Origin of the sequence: Alkalicoccus saliphilus (assembly GCF_003044065.1) — a bacterium.
GTDB lineage: Bacteria > Bacillota > Bacilli > Bacillales > Salisediminibacteriaceae > Alkalicoccus > Alkalicoccus saliphilus.
In genome coordinates this window covers 1-24,482 of the sequence record NZ_PZJJ01000036.1, presented here as the reverse complement: position 1 = coordinate 24,482, position 24,482 = coordinate 1, and the positions used below count along the sequence as shown (strand labels likewise).

At 45.7% G+C, this 24,482-nt stretch carries 25 protein-coding genes, 16 tRNA genes, 1 rRNA gene and 1 pseudogene; 36 read left to right on the top strand and 7 right to left on the bottom strand.

Features of this window, described 5'->3' with window-relative positions; genetic code table 11:
• Nucleotides 1–12: 12 nt before the first annotated feature.
• The 20 genes from rrf (at nt 13) to C6Y45_RS15030 (ending at nt 6,621) form a co-directional block, all read left to right on the top strand.
• Nucleotides 13–129 (top strand): 5S ribosomal RNA (gene rrf / locus C6Y45_RS15125).
• A gap of 8 nt (nt 130–137) precedes the next feature.
• Nucleotides 138–213, top strand: a tRNA-Ala gene (locus C6Y45_RS15120).
• 21 nt (nt 214–234) lie between these two features.
• Nucleotides 235–311, top strand: a tRNA-Met gene (locus C6Y45_RS15115).
• Between the two features lie 9 nt (nt 312–320).
• Nucleotides 321–413, top strand: a tRNA-Ser gene (locus tag C6Y45_RS15110).
• 19 nt (nt 414–432) lie between these two features.
• A tRNA-Asp gene (locus tag C6Y45_RS15105) sits at nt 433–508 on the top strand.
• A 53-nt stretch (nt 509–561) separates the two neighbouring features.
• A tRNA-Tyr gene (locus C6Y45_RS15100) sits at nt 562–646 on the top strand.
• A 4-nt stretch (nt 647–650) separates the two neighbouring features.
• Nucleotides 651–724 (top strand) — tRNA-Trp (locus C6Y45_RS15095).
• Between the two features lie 14 nt (nt 725–738).
• Nucleotides 739–814 (top strand) — tRNA-His (locus C6Y45_RS15090).
• An 11-nt stretch (nt 815–825) separates the two neighbouring features.
• A tRNA-Gln gene (locus C6Y45_RS15085) sits at nt 826–900 on the top strand.
• A gap of 7 nt (nt 901–907) precedes the next feature.
• Nucleotides 908–982: transfer RNA gene (locus C6Y45_RS15080), tRNA-Gly, on the top strand.
• 15 nt (nt 983–997) lie between these two features.
• Nucleotides 998–1,074 (top strand) — tRNA-Arg (locus tag C6Y45_RS15075).
• 25 nt (nt 1,075–1,099) lie between these two features.
• Nucleotides 1,100–1,173 (top strand) — tRNA-Gly (locus C6Y45_RS15070).
• A 20-nt stretch (nt 1,174–1,193) separates the two neighbouring features.
• Nucleotides 1,194–1,270, top strand: a tRNA-Ile gene (locus C6Y45_RS15065).
• Between the two features lie 4 nt (nt 1,271–1,274).
• Nucleotides 1,275–1,349: transfer RNA gene (locus C6Y45_RS15060), tRNA-Asn, on the top strand.
• A 40-nt stretch (nt 1,350–1,389) separates the two neighbouring features.
• Nucleotides 1,390–1,464 (top strand) — tRNA-Glu (locus C6Y45_RS15055).
• Between the two features lie 55 nt (nt 1,465–1,519).
• Nucleotides 1,520–1,595 (top strand) — tRNA-Lys (locus tag C6Y45_RS15050).
• A gap of 405 nt (nt 1,596–2,000) precedes the next feature.
• On the top strand, nt 2,001–3,446 hold the full coding sequence (locus C6Y45_RS15045; protein ID WP_107586058.1) for an NADP-dependent glyceraldehyde-3-phosphate dehydrogenase: 1,446 nt from the start codon (nt 2,001–2,003) through the stop codon (nt 3,444–3,446).
• Between the two features lie 263 nt (nt 3,447–3,709).
• Nucleotides 3,710–4,750, top strand: a complete 1,041-nt coding sequence (gene desA / locus C6Y45_RS15040) for a Delta(5) desaturase DesA (RefSeq protein WP_107586057.1) — start codon at nt 3,710–3,712, stop codon at nt 4,748–4,750.
• 138 nt (nt 4,751–4,888) lie between these two features.
• On the top strand, nt 4,889–6,025 hold the full coding sequence (locus C6Y45_RS15035) for a sensor histidine kinase (RefSeq protein ID WP_107586056.1): 1,137 nt from the start codon (nt 4,889–4,891) through the stop codon (nt 6,023–6,025).
• Nucleotides 6,022–6,621: a response regulator transcription factor gene (locus tag C6Y45_RS15030; protein ID WP_107586055.1), complete on the top strand. Its 600-nt coding sequence runs from the start codon at nt 6,022–6,024 to the stop codon at nt 6,619–6,621. The genes C6Y45_RS15035 and C6Y45_RS15030 overlap by 4 nt, the downstream gene beginning before the upstream one ends.
• Nucleotides 6,622–7,221: 600 nt before the next feature.
• Here the strand turns inward: C6Y45_RS15030 and C6Y45_RS15025 are convergent.
• A complete protein-coding gene (locus C6Y45_RS15025; RefSeq protein ID WP_107586054.1) occupies nt 7,222–8,034 on the bottom strand; it encodes a DUF6612 family protein in 813 nt (270 codons plus the stop codon).
• Between the two features lie 188 nt (nt 8,035–8,222).
• Here C6Y45_RS15025 and C6Y45_RS15020 point away from each other — a divergent pair, with 188 nt between their 5' ends.
• From C6Y45_RS15020 to C6Y45_RS14980, 9 genes are all read left to right on the top strand, one after another.
• Nucleotides 8,223–8,420, top strand: a complete 198-nt coding sequence (locus C6Y45_RS15020; protein WP_107586053.1) for a PLD nuclease N-terminal domain-containing protein — start codon at nt 8,223–8,225, stop codon at nt 8,418–8,420.
• A 6-nt stretch (nt 8,421–8,426) separates the two neighbouring features.
• A complete protein-coding gene (locus tag C6Y45_RS15015; protein WP_107586052.1) occupies nt 8,427–9,323 on the top strand; it encodes an ABC transporter ATP-binding protein in 897 nt (298 codons plus the stop codon).
• Complete coding sequence (locus tag C6Y45_RS15010; protein WP_107586051.1) at nt 9,320–10,096, top strand: ABC transporter permease; 777 nt, start codon at nt 9,320–9,322, stop codon at nt 10,094–10,096. The genes C6Y45_RS15015 and C6Y45_RS15010 overlap by 4 nt, the downstream gene beginning before the upstream one ends.
• 79 nt (nt 10,097–10,175) lie before the next feature.
• Nucleotides 10,176–10,673, top strand: a complete 498-nt coding sequence (locus C6Y45_RS15005) for an Lrp/AsnC family transcriptional regulator (RefSeq protein WP_107586050.1) — start codon at nt 10,176–10,178, stop codon at nt 10,671–10,673.
• Nucleotides 10,670–11,854: an aminotransferase gene (locus tag C6Y45_RS15000; protein WP_107586049.1), complete on the top strand. Its 1,185-nt coding sequence runs from the start codon at nt 10,670–10,672 to the stop codon at nt 11,852–11,854. Before C6Y45_RS15005 ends, C6Y45_RS15000 begins: the two co-directional genes overlap by 4 nt.
• 75 nt (nt 11,855–11,929) lie before the next feature.
• Nucleotides 11,930–12,364 carry a S1 domain-containing post-transcriptional regulator GSP13 gene (gene yugI / locus C6Y45_RS14995; RefSeq protein ID WP_107586048.1) on the top strand — a complete coding sequence of 145 codons (435 nt, stop codon included), beginning with the start codon at nt 11,930–11,932 and terminating at the stop codon, nt 12,362–12,364.
• A 347-nt stretch (nt 12,365–12,711) separates the two neighbouring features.
• Nucleotides 12,712–13,878: an iron-containing alcohol dehydrogenase gene (locus C6Y45_RS14990; protein ID WP_107586047.1), complete on the top strand. Its 1,167-nt coding sequence runs from the start codon at nt 12,712–12,714 to the stop codon at nt 13,876–13,878.
• A gap of 158 nt (nt 13,879–14,036) precedes the next feature.
• Nucleotides 14,037–14,843 carry a CPBP family intramembrane glutamic endopeptidase gene (locus C6Y45_RS14985; protein WP_107586046.1) on the top strand — a complete coding sequence of 269 codons (807 nt, stop codon included), beginning with the start codon at nt 14,037–14,039 and terminating at the stop codon, nt 14,841–14,843.
• A 144-nt stretch (nt 14,844–14,987) separates the two neighbouring features.
• Nucleotides 14,988–16,346, top strand: coding sequence for a glucose-6-phosphate isomerase (locus C6Y45_RS14980; RefSeq protein ID WP_107586045.1), 1,359 nt, complete (start codon nt 14,988–14,990; stop codon nt 16,344–16,346).
• A 340-nt stretch (nt 16,347–16,686) separates the two neighbouring features.
• Here C6Y45_RS14980 and uvsE read toward each other — a convergent pair whose 3' ends face one another.
• The gene (gene uvsE / locus C6Y45_RS14975) at nt 16,687–17,604 is read right to left on the bottom strand and encodes a UV DNA damage repair endonuclease UvsE (protein WP_107586044.1); all 918 of its coding nucleotides are present in this window, start codon (nt 17,602–17,604) and stop codon (nt 16,687–16,689) included.
• Between the two features lie 294 nt (nt 17,605–17,898).
• Between uvsE and C6Y45_RS14970 the strand changes: the two genes are divergently transcribed.
• On the top strand, nt 17,899–18,618 hold the full coding sequence (locus C6Y45_RS14970; protein ID WP_107586043.1) for a metallophosphoesterase family protein: 720 nt from the start codon (nt 17,899–17,901) through the stop codon (nt 18,616–18,618).
• Nucleotides 18,619–18,773: 155 nt separating this feature from the next.
• On the opposite strand, the gene C6Y45_RS14965 is transcribed toward C6Y45_RS14970, so the two are convergent.
• From C6Y45_RS14965 to C6Y45_RS17800, 3 genes are all read right to left on the bottom strand, one after another.
• Nucleotides 18,774–18,849: transfer RNA gene (locus tag C6Y45_RS14965), tRNA-Ala, on the bottom strand.
• 147 nt (nt 18,850–18,996) lie between these two features.
• Nucleotides 18,997–19,239, bottom strand: a complete 243-nt coding sequence (locus tag C6Y45_RS14960; RefSeq protein WP_107586042.1) for a hypothetical protein — start codon at nt 19,237–19,239, stop codon at nt 18,997–18,999.
• Nucleotides 19,240–19,413: 174 nt separating this feature from the next.
• The gene (locus tag C6Y45_RS17800) at nt 19,414–19,572 is read right to left on the bottom strand and encodes a hypothetical protein (protein WP_170098750.1); all 159 of its coding nucleotides are present in this window, start codon (nt 19,570–19,572) and stop codon (nt 19,414–19,416) included.
• Between the two features lie 118 nt (nt 19,573–19,690).
• Between C6Y45_RS17800 and C6Y45_RS14955 the strand changes: the two genes are divergently transcribed.
• The 6 genes and pseudogenes from C6Y45_RS14955 (at nt 19,691) to C6Y45_RS14930 (ending at nt 23,967) form a co-directional block, all read left to right on the top strand.
• Nucleotides 19,691–20,290 (top strand): class I SAM-dependent methyltransferase, encoded by a 600-nt coding sequence (locus C6Y45_RS14955; RefSeq protein ID WP_107586041.1) that lies wholly within the window; start codon nt 19,691–19,693, stop codon nt 20,288–20,290.
• 24 nt (nt 20,291–20,314) lie between these two features.
• Nucleotides 20,315–22,159, top strand: a complete 1,845-nt coding sequence (locus C6Y45_RS14950; protein WP_107586040.1) for a UbiD family decarboxylase — start codon at nt 20,315–20,317, stop codon at nt 22,157–22,159.
• Between the two features lie 84 nt (nt 22,160–22,243).
• Nucleotides 22,244–22,432 carry a hypothetical protein gene (locus tag C6Y45_RS14945; protein ID WP_107586039.1) on the top strand — a complete coding sequence of 63 codons (189 nt, stop codon included), beginning with the start codon at nt 22,244–22,246 and terminating at the stop codon, nt 22,430–22,432.
• A 15-nt stretch (nt 22,433–22,447) separates the two neighbouring features.
• Nucleotides 22,448–22,759 (top strand): annotated as a pseudogene (locus tag C6Y45_RS18130) (redoxin domain-containing protein); the annotation flags it as partial.
• A gap of 131 nt (nt 22,760–22,890) precedes the next feature.
• Nucleotides 22,891–23,232, top strand: a complete 342-nt coding sequence (locus tag C6Y45_RS14935; protein ID WP_107586037.1) for a hypothetical protein — start codon at nt 22,891–22,893, stop codon at nt 23,230–23,232.
• A gap of 111 nt (nt 23,233–23,343) precedes the next feature.
• Nucleotides 23,344–23,967, top strand: a complete 624-nt coding sequence (locus C6Y45_RS14930; protein ID WP_107586036.1) for a fumarylacetoacetate hydrolase family protein — start codon at nt 23,344–23,346, stop codon at nt 23,965–23,967.
• A 101-nt stretch (nt 23,968–24,068) separates the two neighbouring features.
• Here C6Y45_RS14930 and C6Y45_RS14925 read toward each other — a convergent pair whose 3' ends face one another.
• The gene (locus C6Y45_RS14925; RefSeq protein ID WP_107586035.1) at nt 24,069–24,383 is read right to left on the bottom strand and encodes a hypothetical protein; all 315 of its coding nucleotides are present in this window, start codon (nt 24,381–24,383) and stop codon (nt 24,069–24,071) included.
• An 11-nt stretch (nt 24,384–24,394) separates the two neighbouring features.
• Nucleotides 24,395–24,482 (bottom strand): IS3 family transposase (locus tag C6Y45_RS14920; protein ID WP_146159189.1); only part of this gene is annotated, 88 nt, incomplete at its 5' end.

The following is a 24,482-nucleotide window of genomic DNA, read 5'->3' as shown; positions in this document are numbered from 1 at the left end:
TCAAAAACCGAATCCAGTGACGAAAGCGGAGAGGTCACACCCGTTCCCATGCCGAACACGGAAGTTAAGCTCTCCAGCGCCAATGATAGTTGGGGGCTCTCCCCCTGCAAAAGTAGGACGTCGCTGGATTTACATATGGGGCCTTAGCTCAGCTGGGAGAGCGCCTGCTTTGCACGCAGGAGGTCAGCGGTTCGATCCCGCTAGGCTCCACCATATTATTTCAAATCCATTTCTGGCGGAGTAGCTCAGCTGGCTAGAGCGTACGGTTCATACCCGTGAGGTCGGGGGTTCGATCCCCTCCTCCGCTACCAATTTAACTTGGAGGAATACCCAAGTCTGGCTGAAGGGATCGGTCTTGAAAACCGACAGGGGTGTCAAAGCCCGCGGGGGTTCGAATCCCTCTTCCTCCTCCATTTCTATTTTAATAAAACTGGTCCCGTGGTGTAGCGGTTAACATGCCTGCCTGTCACGCAGGAGATCGCGGGTTCGATTCCCGTCGGGACCGCCATTTTTATCTGAAAATACTGGAGTAAAACTTTCAGGAAAATATCAGATAATCGTGGAGGGGTAGCGAAGTTGGCCAAACGCGGCGGACTGTAAATCCGCTCCTTCGGGTTCGGGAGTTCGAGTCTCTCCCCCTCCACCATCACAGGGGTATAGTTTAATGGCAAAACGAAGGTCTCCAAAACCTTTGATGCGGGTTCGATTCCTGCTACCCCTGCCAATATACATACTATGGCGGTTGTGGCGAAGTGGTTAACGCACCGGATTGTGATTCCGGCATTCGTGGGTTCGATTCCCATCAGCCGCCCCATTGATTTATTTAGGGCTATAGCCAAGCGGTAAGGCATCGGATTTTGATTCCGTGACTCGCAGGTTCGAATCCTGCTAGCCCTGCCAAGTATATGCGGGAATAGCTCAGTGGTAGAGCACCACCTTGCCAAGGTGGGGGTCGCGGGTTCGAATCCCGTTTCCCGCTCCATTATAAAATAAATAAGCGCCCGTAGCTCAATTGGATAGAGCGTCTGACTACGGATCAGAAGGTTAGGGGTTCGACTCCTCTCGGGCGCGCCATATTAAAATTTATAGATTTCCCTGTGCGGGTGTAGTTTAGTGGTAAAACCTCAGCCTTCCAAGCTGATGATGTGGGTTCGATTCCCATCACCCGCTCCATTTTTATGTAAAATATGCCGGGGCCTATAGCTCAGCTGGTTAGAGCGCACGCCTGATAAGCGTGAGGTCGGTGGTTCGAGTCCACTTAGGCCCACCATTGTTCCACAGTAGCTCAGTGGTAGAGCAATCGGCTGTTAACCGATCGGTCGTAGGTTCGAATCCTACCTGTGGAGCCATTGATTTTTACTAAAAAAAATTTTTTTAAAACGTAAACGAGGCCCGTTGGTCAAGTGGTTAAGACACCGCCCTTTCACGGCGGTAACACGGGTTCGAATCCCGTACGGGTCACCATTCTTTTTGTGTTTTATCCTGAGTAAAGCAGGGTAAAGAAAAGCGTAATATGCAGGAGCCATTAGCTCAGCTGGCAGAGCATCTGACTTTTAATCAGAGGGTCGGAGGTTCGAATCCTCCATGGCTCACCAACTTATTAATCAATGAGGCTGTTTTTATCGATCTATTCGATAAAGCAGTCTTTTTTTGTATGCAGTTTTTAAGTACGGTAGTTTACATTGTAAGAAAAAGAACGGATAAACTTAGGTCTTATAAAATTATTATTTAATTTCTTTTTGAAGAAGGATTTTTAGAAGAATGTTTTAACAGTTCTATCGTAAAACGAAACGGTTTTATTAACGAATCTATTTATTAACATTAAAACTTAATAATAGATTATATGTAAACAATTAACAATATGACAGCGTTTACTTTTTAAGAACCTTTATAATTTTTAGATTTTTTTGAAAAAAGCACTTGTTTGTAAGAGTTTTCACATGTTTTAATGATTAACATTACGATCATGTAAGAAAATCTTCTACAGGAGAGTGAATGGAATGACTTTACGACAGCAGAATGGACAGTTTAATACTTTATTAAATAATGAATGGGTAGAGAGTGGAAGTGGAGAAACTATTAAAATTTATTCTCCTGACGATCATGCTCTTACCGGGGAAGTACCTGCGCTGAGCCAGGAGGAAGTGGATACTGCCATTCGCAGCACGGCTGCTGTTCAGGAAAACTGGGAAGCTTCAGAAGGACATGAACGTTCACAGCTTCTGCACCGCTGGGCAGACGAACTGGAAAAAATGACGGCGGAGATCGGCCTCATGATACATAAAGAGGTTGGAAAAACACTTTCTTCTGCAGAAGGAGAAGTAAAGCGCACAGCAGAACTTATCCGTCACACGGCAGAGGAAGGGCTGCGTACTCACGGAAGCTTTATTCAGGGAGATGCTTTCCCCGGAGCTTCAAAATCTACAAAAGCAATGGTTCAGAAAGTCCCACACGGGGTGGTCCTGGCCGTATCGCCGTTCAACTATCCGGTGAATCTCGCAGCTTCCAAAATAGCGCCGGCACTCATTACTGGAAATACCGTCGTGTTTAAACCAGCTACACAGGGGGCGGTCAGCGGACTGCTGATGGTAGAGGCTCTTGTCAAAGCGGGTCTTCCAGAAGGAGTTTTAAATGTTGTAACGGGAAGAGGTTCCGTGATCGGTGATTTCGCTGTTACACACCCTAAAGTTGATATGATCACTTTCACAGGTGGAACAGATACAGGAAAGCATATTGCAGGAAAAGCCTCGATGATTCCTGTCGTGCTGGAGCTCGGAGGAAAAGACCCGGCTATCGTCCTGGAGGATGCTGATCTGGATAAAGCAGCCAAAGAAATCGTCAGTGGTGCCTTCAGTTATTCAGGGCAGCGGTGCACAGCAATTAAAAGAGTGATGGTTATGGATAATGTGGCCGATGAACTTCTGCAGAAAGTTCAGGAGCTTGTGAAAGGTCTTAAGGTCGGAAAATCGAGCGAGGATGCTTCAGTCACACCGATGATCGATCAAAAGTCAGCAGAGTATGTTCTGTCACTTATCGACGATGCCCGGAATAAGGGAGCAGTCATTGTAGAGGAAGGTCTTCAGGAAAAGAATCTGCTGGGACCTACGCTGCTGGATCACGTAACAGAAGATATGGAAGTTGCCTGGGAGGAACAGTTTGGACCGGTACTTCCGTTTATGCGTATTGCGAATGAGCTGGAGGCGGTGGATCTTGAAAAGCGAAACGCCTATGGACTTCAGGCCAGTATTTTCACAAAAAATCTGGAGAATGCTTTTGCGATTGCGGATAAACTGAATGTTGGAACAGTCCAGGTGAACGGAAAAACTTCCAGAGGACCTGATCACTTTCCGTTTCTCGGGGTTAAAAATTCCGGACAGGGAGTACAGGGAATTGGAAGAAGTATTGATTCCATGCTTCGGGATAAAGTACTTGTGCTTAATCTGTAATTATGTAAATAAAAAACGGACGTGGCCAATGCCACGTCCGTTTTTATATGAAGGGATAAAAAATATCAGAAGTACCCGGTTATTTCATATAAAAAGACTACTTATATTTTTTATTATGGAATAAAAAACGTTATATTCTATGTTTTCCATTTTGGTAAACATGACAAGTGTCATGTTTAAACCCTGACACCTATGTCTTACGGGTACCTGAAGAAGCCGGTAGAATAAGAATTATCAAACAGCAATACTCAGGAGGAATAACTATGAGCAGAAATCAATTAGCCGAACTCAAAAAAAGCGTAGCGCCTTTTGCTTCTTCTAATTTAAAAAGCAGCATCTGGCAGATAGTTAATTCTATTCTTCCTTTCATTATTTTATGGTACCTTGCCTATCAGAGCCTCAGCGTTTCCTACTGGCTTGCACTGCCGTTCATCATTCTGGCTGCGGGCTTTGTCGTCCGTACGTTCATTATTTTTCACGACTGCACACACGGCTCCTTCTTTAAAAGTAAAAAAGCTAACCGTATAACAGGCTTTGTTACAGGGGTAATTACTCACTTTGCATTTGATAAATGGAAGAGAAGTCATACGATACACCATGCAACAAGTGGAAATCTTGATAAAAGAGGCACCGGTGATATCTGGATTATGACTCTGGAAGAATATGCGGAGGCAGGATTCTGGAAACGTCTCTCCTATCGTCTTTATCGTAATCCGATTGTGATGTTCGGTCTTGGACCGTTCTTCCTTTTCATGGTGGACAACCGTTTTAACCGTCGGGGAGCAAAGAAAGCTGAACGATGGAACACCCATCTTATTACAGCTTCCATTGCACTCATTTATGGACTGTTAATCTGGGGCATCGGACTTCAGGCATTCCTTCTCATTCAAGTACCGGTACTGTTTATATCCGGAGCACTTGGAATCTGGCTGTTTTATGTTCAGCATCAATTCGAAGATTCTTATTTCGAGAATGAATCGGAGTGGGATTTTGTTAAAGCCGCGGTGGATGGCAGTTCCTATTACCAGCTTCCGAAAGTTATTCAGTGGCTGACGGGAAACATAGGCTACCATCACGTTCATCATCTCAGCCCGAAAGTACCAAACTACCATCTGGAAAAAACCCATGAAGAAACGACTCCTCTTCAACAGGTAACTACGATTAATCTATGGACGAGTTTAAAAGCCGTGAATTTCCGCCTTTACGATGAAAAAAATAAACGCTTCACTGGATACAAAGCAGCAAAAAAATTAAAACGGCAGGAAAATGTTGTCCGCCCTGCAAAAACGCAGGTCAGCTCTTAAATAAGTTTTTTTGAAGCCCTTTTCCCCTGCGGAAGAGGGCTTTTTGGTACACTTACAGTAGAAGGTCTGCACCAGTGAAGCCCGTCAAAAAGAACATTAAAGAATTCTGAAAAAATTTAAAGTGAAGGAGGTGCCTGCATGAGAAACTGGTTTCACATTTTCCCTGAAAATACCGGCTTAAGTCTGTATGCGTGGATTATTTTTTGTCTTCTGCCATTCTATTTTGTTATCGCCAACTCAACCCCGGGAGAGGTTATCGCCGGTGTGCTTATGATCGTGCTGTTTTTTACTGCTTACCGTCTCTCTTTTATTAAAAAAGGGTGGATAGTCTACGCTGCTGTAGGAATAGAACTTGCTATAAGTATAGGCATGACTCTTTACTTCGGCTATGTGTACTTCTTTTTGTTCCTGGCATTTTTTGTAGGGAATATGAACAGCCTCAGAGCATTTATTCTGCTCTACGTGTTAAACGTTTTATCTGGAGGGGCTGCCGTAGGGTTCGGTTTTTATATTCAAAGTGAAATCTTTATGATGCAGCTTCCGTTTATTGTAATCAGTCTGATAGGAATTATTCTCCTTCCATTTACGATCTATAACAAAAATAAACAAGAAAAACTGGAAGGCCAGCTGGAAGATGCGAACGAAAGAATATCCCAGCTGATTGTGATGGAAGAGAGACAGCGGATAGCCAGGGATCTGCATGATACGCTAGGGCAGAAATTATCATTGATCGGGCTGAAGAGCGATCTCGCAGAAAAACTGATCACCGCAAAACCGTTAAAAGCCCAGCAGGAAGTTCAGGACATTAACCGGACGGCACGTCTTGCCCTGAAAGAAGTAAGAGAACTTGTTTCCGAGATGAAGGGGACCCGTCTTCGGGAGGAAATGCGTCACGTGAAGGAAATTCTCGATATGGCAGGCATCAAACTGCAATTTTCAGGAAATCAGGAACTGGGGGAAATCCCGCTCCTCGTCGAAAACACTTTGAGTATGTGTCTGAAGGAAGCGGTAACTAACATTGTGAAACACAGTTATGCCTCGCTCTGTGAAATCTCTATTGAGGAGTCTTCGAGAGAAATTCTCGTGGAAGTGAAAGACAATGGAGACGGTTTTTCTGCAGAGACGGTTTCCCTGCAGGAAAGTGGTATCCAGGGAATGAGAGAAAGGCTGGAGTTTGTAAACGGGACGCTAGAAATAAAATCGAATGCAGGAACAACTTTGTCTATGCGTGTTCCGAGAATTGTACAACCCGTAAGGAAGGAGAGAAAAGCATGATCCGGATCGTACTGGCAGAAGACCAGCAGATGCTGCTTGGAGCTCTAGGATCCCTGCTGGATTTAAAAGAAGATATGGAAGTGGTCGGTAAAGCTGATAACGGGGAAGCTGCGGTGGACATGGTACAGCTGCTGAATCCAGATATTTGTATTATGGATATTGAAATGCCGACAAAGAGTGGACTTGACGCGGCAGAGGAGCTGAAGAATCATCCATGCCGTATCATTATACTGACGACGTTTGCCAGATCGGGATATTTTGAGCGGGCAAGGAAAGCGGGGGTGAGCGGCTATCTGCTGAAGGACAGCCCCAGCGAAGATCTCGCGAATTCCATCCGTACAATTATGGATGGGCGGAGAGTATATGCACCGGAGCTTATAGATATGGTGTATGACAGCCGGAATCCTCTCACTGAGAGGGAAAAAGAAGTAATGAAGCTTATATCGGATGGGAAAACGACAAAGCAGATTGCTTCTGCTTTATTTCTTACAAATGGTACCGTCCGCAATTACATTTCCAGCGTGCTCGATAAGCTGGAAGTATCGAACCGGATAGAAGCAATTACGCTGTGCCGGGAAAAAGGCTGGCTGGACTAAAAAGATATTGCTCAAAAGACATACATTCCGTTTTCAGGCTGTTGATAAAGTGTTTTTGCGTGTATAGATAGACGCTGCCCTGCTTTCGCCTTCCGGGAGGCTTTCCGGGCGGGCCTCAGCTGATTCCTTCCCAAGGGATGGCTCCGCACAGCCAAAGGAAGGGAGCCAGCTACCGGCTTCGCTCCTGCCCATTGTAATTTCCTAAAATACAGAAAATTACAATGGATCTACTCCTCGTCCTTAATCGCCCAGGAGTCGTCCCTGCGGCTGGTGCAGGGAAATTAAAACCGTTTTCTTCGATAAAGAGATGGTTGTCCCTCCAAAACCGGTGGAGGCGCAGGTTAAAACAGCTGAAGGCCACCTCGCGGCAAGGTAAGAGAAGGAGTTTATGCAGTGATTGGAATAAATCTTCTGCATCGTTCATTTAACAACGGCCTGAAAAGGGGGATCCCATAAGTAAGAGAGCACGGCTTCGCACGTACCAAACCCTGTCAGATAAATCCTGATCTGACAGGGTTTTAAAACCTTCGTCCGGCTCCACTCGTGCTGTTCAGGCTGTCTCTATGACCCTTTTGAGACAGCCTCCGTACTAGTCGGGCTTTAGAAGCCCCCTTCCAGTTCGCTTTCGTCTATCTGCTCCGCCTCGTCAATGACTTCCGGAGGAATAGTGATGTCGCCGATTTCATCGAAACTGTCCATCGTCATGTCAACTGCCTGGTCCATGGATGTCGTCTGTCCCATCATATCCATCGTCATCGACATGGATATGGATGCAGCCGTCTGATAAAAAGTGTCCGAGTCGATACGAATGGTATAATCGAATTCCTGAATGTCGACGTCCTCCATGACATCCATCATTTCCCCCATACCGTCCATGCCGCCCATCTGCTCCATCATTTCTTCCACGTCCAGGTTCTCACCTGAAAGATGGATGATGTATTCATTATCAGCAGTTTCCACGTCGATATCCGAAACGTGTTCCTGAAACTGCTCAAGCTGATCTTCCGGACTCATTTGAATTTCAGCCATAGCCATCATATCTTCCCGTGCTTCATCCGGAAGCTGCATCCATCCGCCCATTAAAGGGTCCTGGAGGTAAAATCCATAGTCTTCATGAAAGTAGGAAGTAAACTCCATCTCTTCCGCTTCGCCCATCATTGTCATCTCCGTTACTTCATGATAGGCAAGGGGGTCCTGCGTTACTTCCATCCGGCTGTTCGTGGCAAAGTCCATCGTGTCCGCTCCGGTTTCCATCGTCTGATCCACGTCTGAGGAAACGGCGTAGGAGGAGACGTTTTCCATGGCCTCTGCTGAACGGGTAAGTATTTCTTCTGTCGACATTCCATCATCTGCTGCACCGCATGCTGTCAAAAAGAGTACCGCAGGGAGTGTCAGACCAGCTGCCTTTTTCATTCAATCCATCCTCTCTATAAATACGTCTCTTTGTAGTATAGCGGAAAAGAAAGCAAAAAGTTTCAACAAAAAGTCATTTTCCCGGAAATAGTGAGATATGATACTATTAGAAGGGTTGAAAAAGCTTTGCAAAAGCACGCCGGAAGGCTGCTTCACATAGACGAAACTGTCTGGGAGGAGGTTTGGAATTGGAGGAACTGACACATATTAACTGGAATATTTTCCTGCCGCTGATGATGCTGGATATGGTGCTCACCCTTGCAGCGCTGATTGCCTGTATTCGCCAGGACATGACGAAGGAACGCCGCGTTGTATGGATTCTTGTTATAGTATTTATTAATTTTTTCGGCCCGATTCTTTATTTTATTTTCGGAAGGAGGAAATAAAACAAGATGCTGCGAGTTACTGGAGTGCAGAAAACTTACGGGAAAACGACAGCAGTGGATAACGCAGATCTCCATATAAAAAAAGACCGGTGTACCGCTCTGATCGGTCCGAATGGAGCGGGGAAAACCACGCTTTTGTCGATTATTACAGGATTGCTGAAGCCGGAGAAAGGCCAGGTTACACTTTCCGGCAGTCAAAAGGACCGCCGCGAGGTAATCGGCTATCTCCCGCAGTTTCCGCAGTTTTATAACTGGATGACCGGCAGGGAGTATATCCGGTATGCAGGGGAGCTGTTTGGTCTTTCCAGAAAAGTTGCAGACAGCCGGGCGGAGGAGCTGCTCGCTGTAACGGGTCTCGAAAAATCAGGGACTAAACGAATTGCTTCCTATTCCGGTGGGATGAAGCAGCGGCTTGGGATTGCCCAGGCTCTTGTTAACCATCCCGAACTGCTTATCCTGGATGAGCCGGTGTCCTCTCTCGACCCATTTGGACGAAGAGAGGTCATTGAACTGATGGAAAAATTAAAAAAAGACACCGCCATTCTTTTCTCCACTCATGTTCTCGGGGAAGCGGAACAAGTAAGTGATGATGTTTATATGATGAAAAATGGAAAAATAATAATGGAGAGCACGCTGGCAGACTTGAAGAAAAACTATGCGCTGCCGGTTTTTTTAATAGAAACGAAGGGGGAAATTCAGGAGCTTGCGGAAGCTTTCCAGGGAGAAAACTGGGTGGAGGCCGTAGAGCTTGACGGCGGAAAGCTTCGTATTCATGCAGCTAATATGACGCAGGGCAGGGACGGTGTACTGCGCCTTCTAAGAGATACTAATGCTCTTTATACAAAAGTGGAAGCAGAGTCTGTATCACTGGAAGATATATTTGTGAAGGTGATGGACCGGTGAAACAATTTTGGGTAATGTATAAAAAAGAATGGCTGGAAGCATTCAGAAACTGGAAAATCCTCTGGGTTCCAATTGTTTTTATGATACTAGGTGCCTCCCAGCCTTTGACGGTTTATTATATGGACACTATTCTTCAGACAGTGGGGGGACTGCCGGAAGGCACCGTATTTGATATCCCCCTTCCGGAAGCTGAAGAAATTCTTCCGGCGGTTCAAAGTCAGTTTAACCAGATCGGTCTGTTGATTCTCGTACTTGCTTTTATGGGTTCAACAGCTGGGGAAAGGCAGCACGGGACCCATCTGATGATTTTGTCAAAACCGGTAAGTGAGGCGAACTTCATACTTTCTAAAGCCGCCCAGGCCTATTCGCTTTCTTTTATGGCGTATGCGGGTGGTATAGCAGCGGCTGTATACTATACCGTCATTTTATTTGGCAGCCTGGAGCCTGTACATGTTTTGAAGGGCGCGTCCATATATGCCGTCTGGCTCGCTTTTGTCATTTCCCTCCTTTTCTTTTTCAGTTCGTTTATTAAAGGATATGGCGGCGCGGCCTTTTTAACGCTTATAACAGCTCTCCTTGTTAGTTTGTCTGCGTCTTTTCTGCCGGAACGTTTGATTTATTCGCCGGGAACTCTGTCGGCACAGAGCAGCAGCCTTTATCTGACTGGAAGCAGCAGTGCCGGCTTTTTGGGGGCACTTTTCTTTACGCTTTTTCTTACCGCCGGACTGCTGACTGCCGCCTGTATATTATTTAAAAAGAAAAAGCTTGCCTAAAAATTCAAAATCTTTACCAATCCCTCTGGAAGAGGTGCCGGCTGTGGTGTAGAATGTAGGGAATCAAGGAGGGAAAAGTATGACGGATAAAGAACGGGAACTATTACTTTTAATTGAAAAAGAGGGCCGTATGGCTTCTGATAAACTGGCGAAAATGCTGGAGCTTCCAATAAATGAAGTCAGGGATATGCTGAGCGATCTGGAGGAACAGAAAGTGATCCTCGGATATTCTGCGATTATAGACTGGACAAAAGCGGTAGGAACGGAAATGGTGACCGCGATGATCGATGTAAAAGTAACTCCGCAGCGCGGACGCGGGTTTGACGAAGTAGCAGAAAGAATCTATCGTTTCAAAGAAGTTAAAGCCTGCTATCTTATGTCCGGCACGTATGATCTGTCTGTTATGATTGAAGGGCGCACTATGTCGGAAATTGCCAATTTTGTTTCAGAAAAGCTGTCCACGCTGGAATCAGTCATTTCCACGACTACTCATTTCCGGCTGAAGCAGTATAAGCATGACGGTATTATTTTTGTCGATGATGACGAAGATGATCACCGAATGGTGGTATCACCATGACCTATGTAAAAGCAGAACACAATGTAAAACTGTCACGAAATGTGGAAGGTATTGCCCCTTCCGGTATCCGTCGTTTTTTTGATCTGGCTTCTTCCATGGATAATATTATTTCCCTCGGTGTTGGAGAGCCGGACTATACGACGCCATGGAACGTAAGAGAAGCGAGCATTCATTCTTTGGAGCGGGGATTGACCTCCTATACGGCGAATGCCGGACTGATGGAACTCCGGGAGGAAATATCCCGCTACATGGAGGAGCGTTTTCAGACGACATACGATCCTGCCGATGAAATCATCGTCACGGTAGGAGCCAGTGAGGGGCTTGATATTGCTCTTCGTGCCGTGGTGGACCCCGGGGATGAAGTATTGGTTGTCGAACCCTGCTTCGTTTCCTATGCCCCTCTCGTGTCCCTTACAGGAGGGGTGCCGGTACCGGTACCGACTTCCATGGAAAATAACTTTCAGGTCAGTGTGGAAGCTATTCGGGAACGTCTGACACCAGACACGAAAGCTATTATGCTGTCCTTTCCGAACAATCCGACGGGAGCTGTTATGGGAAAAGCGGAGCTGGAGGAAATCGCTGCTCTTGTGAAGGAGCACGATCTTGTTGTTTTTTCCGATGAAATTTATGCAGAGCTTTCATACGATGAAGAACATGTCAGTACGGCTGCGCTGGAAGGGATGTGGGACCGGACAGTTCTGATTTCCGGATTTTCCAAATCATTTGCAATGACCGGGTGGCGTGTGGGCTATGTATGTGCCCCTGCTCCTTATGCTAAAGCCATGCTGAAAATTCATCAGTATGCGATGATGTGTGCTTCTACGATGGCACAGTATGCAGCGCTTGAAGCAATGAAGAACGGCCGTCAGGAGATGGAGGAAATGATCGTCAGCTACCGCCAGCGCCGGAACTATTTTGTTGAATCGCTGCGGGAAGCGGGTCTGGAGTGTCATTCTCCAGGAGGAGCTTTTTACGCATTCCCTTCCATCCGTGCGACAGGTATGACTTCGGAGGAATTCGCGGAAAAACTTCTCATTGAGCAGCGTGTAGCTGTGGTCCCTGGTCATGTGTTCGGAGCCGGTGGAGAAGGACATGTACGCTGTTCCTATGCTGCATCGATGAGTCAACTGGAGGAAGCAGTGGACCGCATAGCAGCGTTTGTTAAAAATGTACGGAATTAAGTCTTCTTTCCTTTTGTTATTTTTGAAGAATCATGTTACAATTACACAGTTAAAAAATATATAGGAGTTGTTTGCATGTCAGGTCAATACGAAGTTGGAAGTATCGTTGAAGGAAAAGTTACTGGAATCAAACCATTTGGTGCATTTGTTGCGTTAGACGAAAAGAAGCAGGGTCTCGTTCACATCTCACACATCGCCCACGGCTATGTGAAAGATATTAACGACGAGCTTTCTGTAGGAGACGTTGTTAAAGTAAAAGTCCTTTCTGTTGATGAACAGTCCGGCAAGATTTCTCTTTCTATTAAAGAAACCCAGCCGAAGCCGGAGCGCCAGGAGCGCCCTCGTCAAAGCCAGGGTCAGGGTCAAGGTGGCGGCGGCCAGAAGCGCGGCGGCGGAAGCAGCCAGCAGAGCCAGCCACAGGGATTCAACACGCTGGAAGATAAGCTGAAGGACTGGTTGAAGCAGTCTAACGAAATCCAGGCGGATCTTAACAAGCGCATCAAGAAGTAAGATTTCATTCTTTTTCTCATGAGCGCCGGATTTTTCCGGCACTTCCAGACTAAAAAGCCGTCGTCCATTTTGGGCGGCGGCTTTTTGTGTCTGTGAAATCAGATGATGTACAAAGAATTATATCAAAAGTAAGGGGAAAGAGGCTTCCTGGTATCTGCAATAGATTTCCCGTTTAATTCTATAAACGAGGCAGTGGAGAAGAGAGGGATATTTTCACAGCAGATTCTTTACGGGGAGGTTACCTCCGTCAGCACTGCACACGTATAAAAGCACATCTTTTGCAAACGCCTCCTCCTTGCGGGATAATATGCTCCGTACAGCAAATCGTAAAGAGGAGTGATTGCTACATGGATAATTTTATTTATCAAAACCCGACACGACTGATTTTTGGCCAGGGGCAGGTTCAAGAGCAGCTGGTTGATCAGCTGAAGCCTTTCGGTAAGAAGGTCATGATCGTCTACGGAGGCGGAAGTATAAAAAAGAACGGGCTTTATGACGAAGTAACGGGCCTGCTGAATGACAGCGGCTTCGAAGTATATGAACTTTCGGGTGTGGAGCCGAATCCAAGACTTTCCACAGTCCGAAAAGGGGTGGAAAAAGCAAAGCAGGAAAACGTGGATGTTCTGCTTGCCGTCGGGGGCGGCAGTGTAATTGACTGCACGAAAGCTATCGCAGCCGGGGCAAAATATGAAGGCGATGCGTGGGACCTTGTGACAAAAAAGGAAACGCCTAAAGATGCCCTGCCGTTCGGCACCATTCTTACGCTTGCAGCGACCGGTTCAGAAATGAATGCCGGTTCGGTAATTACCAACTGGGAAACACACGAAAAATACGGGTGGGGCAGTCCGCTTGTCTTCCCTAAATTCTCGATTCTTGATCCCCTTAACACAGTATCGGTTCCAAAAGATCAGACTGTGTACGGAATTGTCGATATGATGACGCACGTACTCGAACAGTATTTCCACCAGCAGGACAACACCCCGCTTCAGGAGAATATGTGTGAAGCTGTACTGAAGACGGTTATTGATGCAGGTCCGGGGCTTGTTGAAAATCTTGAAGATACAGAGCGCAGGGAGACAATTCTTTACGCAGGGACGATTGCCTTAAACGGCACACTGCAGATGGGGACCCGCGGAGACTGGGCCTCTCATAATATTGAACACGCCGTATCCGCCGTATATGATATTCCACACGCAGGGGGTCTTGCTATTCTGTTTCCGCAGTGGATGCGCCATCATAAGCAGATAGGACTGCAGAAGCTTGTACAGCTCGCTGTGCGTGTCTGGGACGTGGATCCGGAAGGAAAAACAGAGGAGCAGGTCGCAGAAGAAGGAATTCAGAAGCTTGAGCAGTTCTGGCAGTCCCTCGGAGCACCTGCCCGGCTGAAAGATTACGACATTGATGGAGAGAATATCGATTTAATTGCTGACAAAGCGATGATCAACGGGCCGTTTGGAAACTTCAACAAACTTCAGAAAGAAGACGTTACAGCAATTCTCGAAACGTCCCGTTAATCTTATGTTAAAAGCCGTCCTGGAAATGAAATTCCGGGACGGCCTTTTTTATGTGGCTGAAGAAGGATAATCAGTGTCCAGTCAGAAAGTAAAAATAGAGGAATACAGGAAGAAGGCGGTGAATATGTAACTGAACGAGCAGAGAGGAGAAGAGGAAATTGAAAAAGCATATGGTTTCCTATATTATCATCGCCTTCAGCTGGACGTGGACGTGCTGGATCGGAGCTTTTCTTCTGAGCAGGCAGCAAAATCACGACTTGGATACAGAAGTCATTGTTTTTGATCTGTTCCGGTACTTTTCATTGGAGGAGGGACTGCTTTCACAGCTTTTATTTGCTGCGGGGGTTTATGGGCCGCTGCTTGGATTTTTGTTTAATAGAGGAAAGTTTAAGCGCTGGAGCCCGGATCGCAGCATGGCACGATATGTCTGGATGATTGTTGTAATTCCAGTGGTGATAACGATTCCTGCACTGCTTCTTAGTCTGTTTTTTACCGCAGGAGCAAGTCCCGTACCTGGTTTTGTGCAGGCATCCGGGTTGATCAGCCTTTATTTTATCGCAAACTTTTTAACAAGTGGAACGGAAGAGTTTGGATGGAGAGGTATTTTGTACCCTTATTTCCGGGAAAAAGGTGTCTCATTCTGGGAAGCTGCCTGGAAGGGCGGCCTGATATGGGCCGTGTGGCACTATCCGCTTCTGTTTGTTTTATATGCAGAAGCAGGGCTGATAGTCCTTCTCCCTTCGCTCGCAGGTTTCACGGTTTCCATCATTGCCATGAACTACATTACAAATTTCATTTTTGAAAAAACGGTTTCGATTCCTCTTGTCATGGTTCTTCATGCCTTGAACAATACCGGTTCTTTTGCGGTGCTGCTTTTCTTTCCCGGAACTCCATTTCTCTTCGTGAGCAGTCTTTCTGCGTGGGTAATTGTCGCTGTTCTGGAAAAGAAATACCGGCTCGAATAAGAAGAAACATCAGGAAAAGTCCCGGATTAAGAAATTAATGTATTTGGCACCGGTTACATTTTTGAGTTTGCTTGCATGTCGTTGCCTGATTTTATACAGTGAATAGAGAAGATTTACAAAAAAGATAACAGAGGAGACTAAATTATGTCTAACAAGATTTCGTTCGACTATTCCAAGGCTTCAGCTTTTCTCGCAGAACATGAAGTAGAGTACATGCAGCCAGCCGTAACTGCGGCGCACGAAACACTTCACGAAGGAAAGGGAGCCGGCAGCGAATTTTTGGGATGGATGGATCTGCCTGTTAATTATGACAAAGAAGAATTTGCACGTATTCAAAAAGCAGCGGAAAAAATCCAGTCTGATTCTGAAGTGCTTTTAGTAATCGGCATCGGGGGCTCCTACCTTGGCGCCCGGGCAGCGATCGAAGCGCTGACACATACGTTTTACAACGAACTCGATGGAAACAAACGCCGGACACCCCAGATTTTCTACGTAGGAAATAACATCAGTTCTACGTACGTAAAGCATCTTATGGAAGCAATTGAAGGTAAAGATGTTTCCATTAATGTCATTTCGAAATCAGGGACGACGACGGAACCAGCTATTGCTTTCCGTATTTTCCGTGACTATGTAGAAAAAAAATACGGTGTGGAAGAGGCACGCCGGCGGATTTATGCAACAACTGATAAGGCAAAGGGAGCACTGAAACAGCTGTCAGAAGAAGAAGGGTATGAATCTTTTATCATTCCGGACGATGTAGGAGGCCGTTTTTCCATTTTTACAGCTGTAGGACTTCTGCCGATTGCAGCTGCAGGTCTTGATATCGAAGAAATGATGAAAGGTGCTGCGGATGCCAGGGAAGCGTACAGCAATCCAGACCTGAAGCAGAACGAAGCATACCAGTACGCGGCTGTCCGCAACGCTCTTTATAATAAAGGCAACCTTGTGGAGCTGATGGTGAATTATGAACCTGCTCTTCACTACGTCAGCGAATGGTGGAAGCAGCTTTACGGAGAAAGTGAAGGAAAGGATGGAAAAGCACTGTTCCCGGCATCTGCTGACTTTTCAACAGACCTTCATTCTCTCGGCCAGTACGTCCAGGACGGACGCCGTGATCTCTTTGAAACCGTACTGCATGTGAACAGCGTAAAAGAGGAAATTCAAATAGAAAAAGCAGAAAACGATCTTGACGGTCTGAACTATCTTGCGGGAGAAACAATGAGTTTTGTAAATGACAAAGCTTATGAAGGAACCATGCTTGCCCACCTGGACGGTGGAGTACCGAACCTTATTATAAATATTCCGGAGCTCAGTGAGTATCATTTCGGCTACTTGATTTATTTCTTTGAAAAGGCCTGTGGAATCAGCGGCTACCTGCTTGGGGTCAATCCATTTGATCAGCCGGGAGTCGAAGCTTACAAGAAAAACATGTTTGCTCTTCTAGGCAAGCCGGGATTCGAGGACGAAAAGAAAAAGCTGGAAGACCGTTTGAAAGGTATGTAGCAGCATAATTTCAACGGGTGGATATATACGCACCAACTGGTAAAAGAGCCATTTCAGCAGAAAAATGTAATTAACAGTATAAAGAAAGAACCTGGCGGGATTTCCCGGCAGGTTCTTCAGTCTTTTTATAAAGTATTTTTAGACAGATGAATCCATTTTGTAATAGAAACAGAAGCTGAAAAAATAGAGAAGATGGAAGAGGCTTTCGTTACAGCCGGCTTGTTTTCAGCAGTTTCTGCTAAAGTCCTTCCTCCAGACTGAAGCCGATTTTAAGGGAGGCAGGTGGTAAAAGTGCAGAATATTTCCAGAAATAACGGGTATAGAAAATAAATTGCTCTGCTTATCGGATAGTGGACGGTTCCTTTTCCAGATAGGATGTTTGACCGAGATGCTCATAAATACGGAGAACAGCTTTTTCTTTCAGTTTCGCTTCCAGCATGATGTCAACTTCCGTCGAGCCGAGCACCTGCAGGAAGGAGTCGAAGTCTTCTTCCAGGACGTAATCGTGGTGAGACCGGTCTTCCGGGCCTGTTCTGCCGGAACTGATATGCATCTTCGGCCGGCCTTTTGTTTTCCAGGAGTCAACGACTTCATCCAGAAGCTCGGTCAGCTCTGTAGTTCCGGGGTAAGTGTTGCAGCGGTGATGATGAATATCGAAACAAACAGGAATACCGCAGCTGCGGGAGATTTCAACGACATCTTCTAAATGAAATACTTTATCGTCGTTTTCCAGAATGAGTCTGGAAGTAACTGTTTCCGGAAGCGTCCGGTACGTCTCAATAAAACGTTCTTTTGCTTTTTCCTTATTCCCATAGGCACCGCCGGTATGGAGAATCATATCATCTCCACCGGTCATCTCCAGCACCCGGGCGTGATACTCCAGATCGAGAACAGCTTTATCAATGACTTCCTGTTTCGTGGAATTCAAAATAGTATACTGGCCGGGGTGCATGGAAAGCCGCATATTGTAATCTGCAGCGAGATCGCGGATACGGTTCGTTACGTTAAGAATATCTTCGTCCTCGTACCATTCCCAGTCCATGATCGGATGGGAGGCAAAAGGAACAAGATCACTGCTCAGCCGGTAGAAGTAAATACCATTTTCTATGTTCCATTTCACAGCTTTTTCTACTTCAAGAAAATTATTCAGGGTAAGCTCTTTTGCTTTATGCATTCCCTGTTCCTCCAGCGTTTTTAACCGGCACGTCCGAAAACGGGTCGGTATTGTCAAATTAATGCACGCATAACCTAATTTCATACAGTATCAGTCCTTTGCTTCGAAATAGCACTATTCATTCTCAATTGCCTTAATCTGCGCTTATGAAACCTGAGGGATTTCTTTCAGGACTCTGCGCCAGGCTCAATTTCTATACAAGACATACTGTATAGAAGTTTCGCATACCTTTCAGTATTCGTTGAGGATCTTAAAAAATTATCCGCGGCAGTTTGAAAAGCATCAGCTTACTTTCCAGTAAGATTTTTTGTGGGAAGAGCTGAATCATAAAAATAAATTACAGAAAACAAAGCGTAGTACAGTATAGGAGGGAAAGGAATGCGGACGATAGTTATAGCGGATATTCACGGTCAGTTCCAGACCTTTAAAAAACTGATGAAAAAAATTAATTTTAATGAAGAACAGGATCGTCTTATTCTGCTGGGTGATTATATTGACCGGGGAGAAGAAAGCCTCGAAGTGTTGGAATATGTACATTTTTTGAAACAGCATGGAGCCGTCGTCCTCGGAGGGAACCATGAAAACATGTTTTTAAACTGGCTCGATTATCCGAATGAAACGAGGCGGGCGGTACATTATTTTCAAAATGGCGGGGGTACAACAATACGGAGTCTGCTTGGGGATATAGAGATGGATGCGGTACCTCAGAAACTGATTGAAGAAAAATATACAAAGCTTCTGGAGATGATCCGTGGGATGGACAATTATTATGAAACGGATGAAGCCATATACGTTCACGCCGGAGTAGATCCGGATAAAAAAGATTTCCGCACAACGTCGGAGGAAGACTTCCGGTGGATACGCGAAAAATTCTGGACAGGTGGAAATACTACAGGGAAGCATATTTTTTTCGGACATACTCCGACAGGCATACTCCGGCGGCAGTATGGGGAAGACATGCAGGATTTTTCTCCTTTTACCCTTTCCTGTGGAACAAGAACGGCAATTGATGGGGGAGCTGCCTTTGGAGAGCAGCTGAATGCTGTAATTCTTGAAAATGGGGATATGTCCTGGGAAGCTGTAAAAGTAAAGGAATAAAACAACATCTTGATCTGAACGTACGTGCTTTTGACATCAATGTACTTTTCCCTTTTTTAAACAGCCAGCTTCGTAATCAAACTATTAAAAAGATATCAAAAAAAGACACTCTTCATTAATAATACTGAAGTGAGTGTCTTTGGTTATATAAAATATGGTGGAGCATAGCGGGCTCGAACCGCTGACCTCCACACTGCCAGTGTGGCGCTCTCCCAGCTGAGCTAATGCCCCATATGTGTATCCGGGGAAGCCCCCGTTTTTTTGCTACATTACGGATTATACCGAATACTAAACGTGTGTGCAAGCACATTTTTTATTTTTCCGGAATTTTTTCCAGACAGATAAAAAGAGCGGGAAATGCCCGCTCCGGCTGATGCGTCAGCTGTCCAAAATCTCTTTCGCCTTTTTCTGGAGAGCCTCTTCAAATTTCTCAGGTTCATCCACTTTGTTTCCAACGAGCCCTTTAGCTGTGTTTATATACTCGTCCCCGCGGCGTTCAATTGTTACTGCAAAAGGCGCTCCATCTTCCGGTGTGCATTCAAAAACTACCGTTCCCTTATCTTCAGATACATTCTTACTTTCAGTTTCTTCCACTTTCGTACCGTGAAAATAAAAAACCATGCAACTCCTCCTTTTAGTAGGATCGAAATGGATAGTACTTCCTTTTTCTAATAACCTGTCTATTTAAAAGCAAAACCTTTTCTTTGCAGAGATGGGGTATTCTATTCATATTTATTTTGATTAGGAGAGCTCTCTGCTTTCTTCGAAAAATAAGCATGTTCGAAGTGGAGAAAGCTAAAAAATAACAAACAGAATATACCAGGCAATGCCGGCAGTAACAGCAGCAACGAGTCCGGAAATGACGTTTTCCTTCATTATTTTTTTATGCTTGACTAAATCAAAAATAGTCCAGCCGACAAACATCGTAACGGCAAAGATAAGAGCACCGAGCATAAAAAACATCCCCTATAAATGGAATAATAAACTCCTCTTATCCTATCAAATTTATGCGGGGAATAACAGAAGAAGAACGAAGGCTGATATAATAACAGGAAGAAGGGAGGGAGTGACGTTGGGAAAAATCTTTGCCGCCCTGTATGATCCGTTAATGAAACCTTTGGAACTATTTCATATGCAGAAAATCCGAAAAAAAATGCTTCAAAATGTTTCCGGCCGGGTGCTGGAAATTGGATCAGGAACAGGATTGAATTTTGCTTATTATCCGGAAGACACAGAGGAAGTGCAGGCAGTAGAGCCGGATGGCAATCTCCGGGAACGCTCCCTGCCGAGAAGCCTCCGGTCGTCCGTTCCCATTTATGTGAAGGAAGGAACGGCAGAGAAACTGCCTTTTGAAAGTAATAGTTTTGATGCTGTCATTAATACACTTGTTTTTTGTACAATTCAAGAACCAGAACAAGCTCTGAAGGAAATTATACGCGTCGCCCGTCCCGGTGGAAAAGTCCTTTTTTATGAACATGTCCGTCCTTCCCATCCGGCTGCTGCAAGAATGAGCGATAAGCTGACACCGGTCTGGAAAGCCGTATGCGGGGGGTGCCATCTGAATCGGGACACAGAAAGCCTTATTCGTCAGAGCGGCCTGGAGATCGTCCGGAAAGACAACATGCCGGGATCTGTTTTTATACAACTTACAGCACGTGTACCTGAAAAATAAACAGCGCAGAAAAGGGTGGGAAATATGATTTACAAAAGCATGGAAGAAACAGTGGATGATCTGGAAAAGCATGGACACCTGGTACGTATTAAAGAAGAAGTAGATCCGGAGCTGGAAATGGCCGCCGTTCACCTGCGCGTACATGAAGCGGGAGGACCGGCCCTGCTGTTTGAAAATGTAAAGGGATCGAAGTTTCCGGCAGTATCCAATCTTTTCGGTACGATGGAAAGAAGCCGGTTTATGTTCCGTTCGACGCTGAAAAACGTGCAGAAAGTAATGGAAGTACGAAACGACCCGGCAGCAGCGATGAAAAAACCATGGAGGCATTTCACCTCGGGACTCGCCGCAACGAATGCTCTTCCTTTGAAAAGAAAAGCATTGGAACCGGCAGGAGAGCAGGAGATCCGTATTTCCGATCTTCCACTCATTAAACACTGGCCGGCTGACGGTGGAGCGTTTGTAACGCTTCCGCAGGTTTACACAGAAGACCCGGATAAACCGGGAATTATGAATGCAAATCTCGGTATGTACCGGGTCCAGCTCAGCGGCAACGACTACATAATGGATGAGGAAGTGGGTCTCCACTATCAGATCCAGCGGGGAATCGGGGTTCACCAGTCAAAAGCTGTAAAAAAAGGAGAGCCGTTAAAAGTAAGTATTTTCATCGGCGGGCCGCCTTCCCATACCTTATCTGCTGTTATGCCGCTGCCGGAAGGCCTGAGTGAAATGACGTTTGCGGGGATGCTCGCGGGAAGACGTTTCCGCTACAGCTACGATAAAGAAGGATATGCGGTCAGTAACGACGCTGATTTCGTCATTACTGGAGAAATCTATCCGGATGAAACAAAGCCGGAGGGACCGTTCGGTGATCATCTCGGCTATTACAGTCTGACACACGAATTTCCGGTGATGCGGGTAAACAAAGTATATGCAAGAACAAACGCCATATGGCCATTCACGGTAGTAGGACGGCCTCCGCAGGAAGATACGACGTTTGGAACGATGATTCATGAACTTACGGGGGATGCCGTGCGGCAGGAAATACCAGGTGTGAAAGAAGTTCATGCCGTGGACGCTTCCGGGGTGCATCCACTGCTGTTTGCGATAGGGAGTGAACGATATACTCCATATGATAAGCCGAAACGTCCGGCAGAACTGTTAACACTCGCGAACCGCATACTTGGATTTGGTCAGCTGAGTCTTGCGAAGTATTTGTTTATTACCGGCGGGAAAGAAGATCTTTCAACCCATGAGGAGCAGTCGTTTCTTACTTATATTCTGGAACGGATCGATCTGCAGAGGGATCTTCACTTTCAGACGAATACGACTATTGATACGCTGGATTATTCCGGCACCGGACTGAACGAAGGCAGCAAAGTAATCATTGCTGCCTATGGAGAGAAAAAGCGGCAGCTGTCTGAAAGTATTCCCTCCACTCTCCGTGACGCTCCCGGGGTGAAGGATGCTTCTCTCATTATGCCTGGAATTGCGGCGGTGGAACTGCCTGTGTATGCGTCTGCAGAGAAAACGGAAAAAGAGATGAAACAGCTGTCCGATTTTCTTCATGGACAGGAGGGAATGGGGCAGATACCGCTGCTCGTGGTCTGCGATGACGCCCAGTTTACGGGGGAATCCCTCTCTAACTTTTTATGGGCAGCTTTCACGAGAAGTAACCCATCCCATGATATCTTCGGCGTAGGTGAAACCTACAGCTACAAGCACTGGGGATGTGATCAGATGATCATAGACGCCCGTAAAAAGCCGCATCACGCTCCGCCTCTTCTCAAAAATGACGCTGTGGAAAAAAACATTGAACGGCTGTTTACCGGCAGCGGAAGTCTTGCTCATCTCGGACTGCAGCGTATGTGACGTTCTCATGACGTTTTTAAAAGGGACTTTTGCTGAAACTTTCTTTCTGATACTCTTAGGAAAGGGAAAGGAGGACACATAAAAATGAAAAAATTATTATTTATGGCTGTTTTTGCCCTGATCGCTGCAGGCTGTTCTTCTGCGGCAGTAGAAACAGAATCCTACGAAGCGTCGGAATATACCACTGCTCTGCCTAACCAAAGCGGGGAAGATGTAGAAGTATTCACGGAAGACCGTGCTGACTTATATTACTACTTTACAGGTGTCAACTGAAGTGTCTGTCTATCTCAGCTAGTTGAGCTGAATGAGTTTAAAGATGAAATAGAAGAGCTTGGATACAACCTTTACGGTATCAGCCCATCAGATCCAGATTCCCATCAGGCTCTGGCCGAAGAAAATGATCTGGATTTTGACCTTCTCAGCGATACTTCTGCGGAAATAGGACTTTCCCTTGAATTCATCGATGAAGAAGAACAGATGATTTACCGGGGAATGATTGCTGTGCAGCCGGAAACAGGTGAAATGGCAAGAGAGATCGACTACCTCGCAGGAGACGAGCGGGAAGAAGTGCTGGAAGTACTTGAAGAAATGAACCCATAAAAGAACTGCCCCCTGAGCCGGAAAACGTGCCCCAGGGGGTAGTTTTTTTATCTGCAGACGGCACCTTGTTTATGCAGAATAAAGCAGGGGAATAGAAAAAAATAAATCACAGAATAAGAGGAGGATGCAGAATGAAGCTGCAGGTTTATTTTCAAACAGAAGATCAGGCGGAAGACGCCGCTGCCAGCATTCGTAAGTACCGCGTACAGGATGTCATGGTAGACCGGATTCCAGAAAGCAGTGAAAAAAATGTAGTATTAATTCCCGCTTCCGGTATAGGAACTCCCGGAACCGCCCACCCCGGTCAGCCCGGCGTTTTCACTTCTGCAAAGAAGCTGAAAGACAAGTTCACCAATAAGGACCGTCCTGAATATGTATTGGAATTTGATGTTGATCCGGAACATAAACAAGAAGTTCTGGAAGAGGTGAAAAAGACGGAAGGAATGGTAGATGAAAAAATCAATGACCAGTAAAGTGTTCACACCGTGCCGCCATGAAAGCTGTTTTCGTGGCGGTATCAATAACAGCACGGGTTGTATACATATTTATAACAGCTGTATTCAAACATAATAGGGGGACATACGATGGATGTCAGAAACATATACTGTGTTGGAAGAAACTATTTAAAACACGCGGAAGAACTTGGGAATAAAGCGCCGGAAAGTCCGATGCTGTTCTCGAAGCCTACACATGCATTTGCGCATGGAGCAAAAAAAACGCTGTATTTTCCTGTGGACCGGGGAGCGGTTCATTATGAAGCAGAGCTCGTTATCCGATTCAAATCGGAGTGGTATGAGGGAGCATCTCTCGATGAACTGATCGATGGAGTGGCAGTCGGGATCGATTTTACACTGAGGGAGGAACAGGATAAATTAAAAGAACTCCGGTATCCGTGGCTTTTATCCAAAGGATTCCGGGATTCTGCAGCAGTGGGACCTTTTTATTCATTCGAAAAAGGAAAATGGGAGGATACGTCCTTTGAGCTTCTTAAAAATGGCGGAGTAAAACAGCAGGGATCACCTAAAAATATGATCTTCGATCTGGAAAAACTGACGGCTTTTGCAGGAAAGCATCTCGGTCTTGGACAGGGAGACCTTTTATTTACGGGAACGCCAGAAGGGGTAGGACCGGCAGTGGATGGAGATGTATTTAAACTCACTTACAACGGACAGGAAGCAGGAACATTTCAAATCAGTATGAAAAAATAGAAGAACCTTTTGTTTGTTGAAGCGGGTAGAGAAATTATTCTTCTAATGCAGAGTAAGCGGTGTACAAATAAAAATACTTTTTCAGTTTGTTGATTAAATGATCAGTTCAGAATAATTATTCCAGTCGTTGTATAAGCTCCTCCACTTACCGAGGCTGCCGTGTGCGGCTGGTCTTCAGCTGTTTGGCCTGCGCCTCCGCCGTTACGGAGCGAGAACTTTTTTGTCGAAGAAAACGGTTTGAAAGAGAGGTTTTTCATGGCAGAAAACTTTTTTTCATTTCCCTGCAGCAGCCGCAGGGACGAATCCCGGCCCGCCCGGAAAGCGTCCCGGAAGGCGAAAGCAGGGCAGCGTCTATCTATATCAACAAACCAAAAAGCCTGTCGGATAATATAAAGTGTACCCTTTGTAAAGGACATTTTTAAAAAGCCTAAGCTACTTCTAGAAGATGATCCCTGTATTGCACAGGGGTCATCTTTTTGCGGTTCCATTGATATCTATGGTGATTATAGTACGTC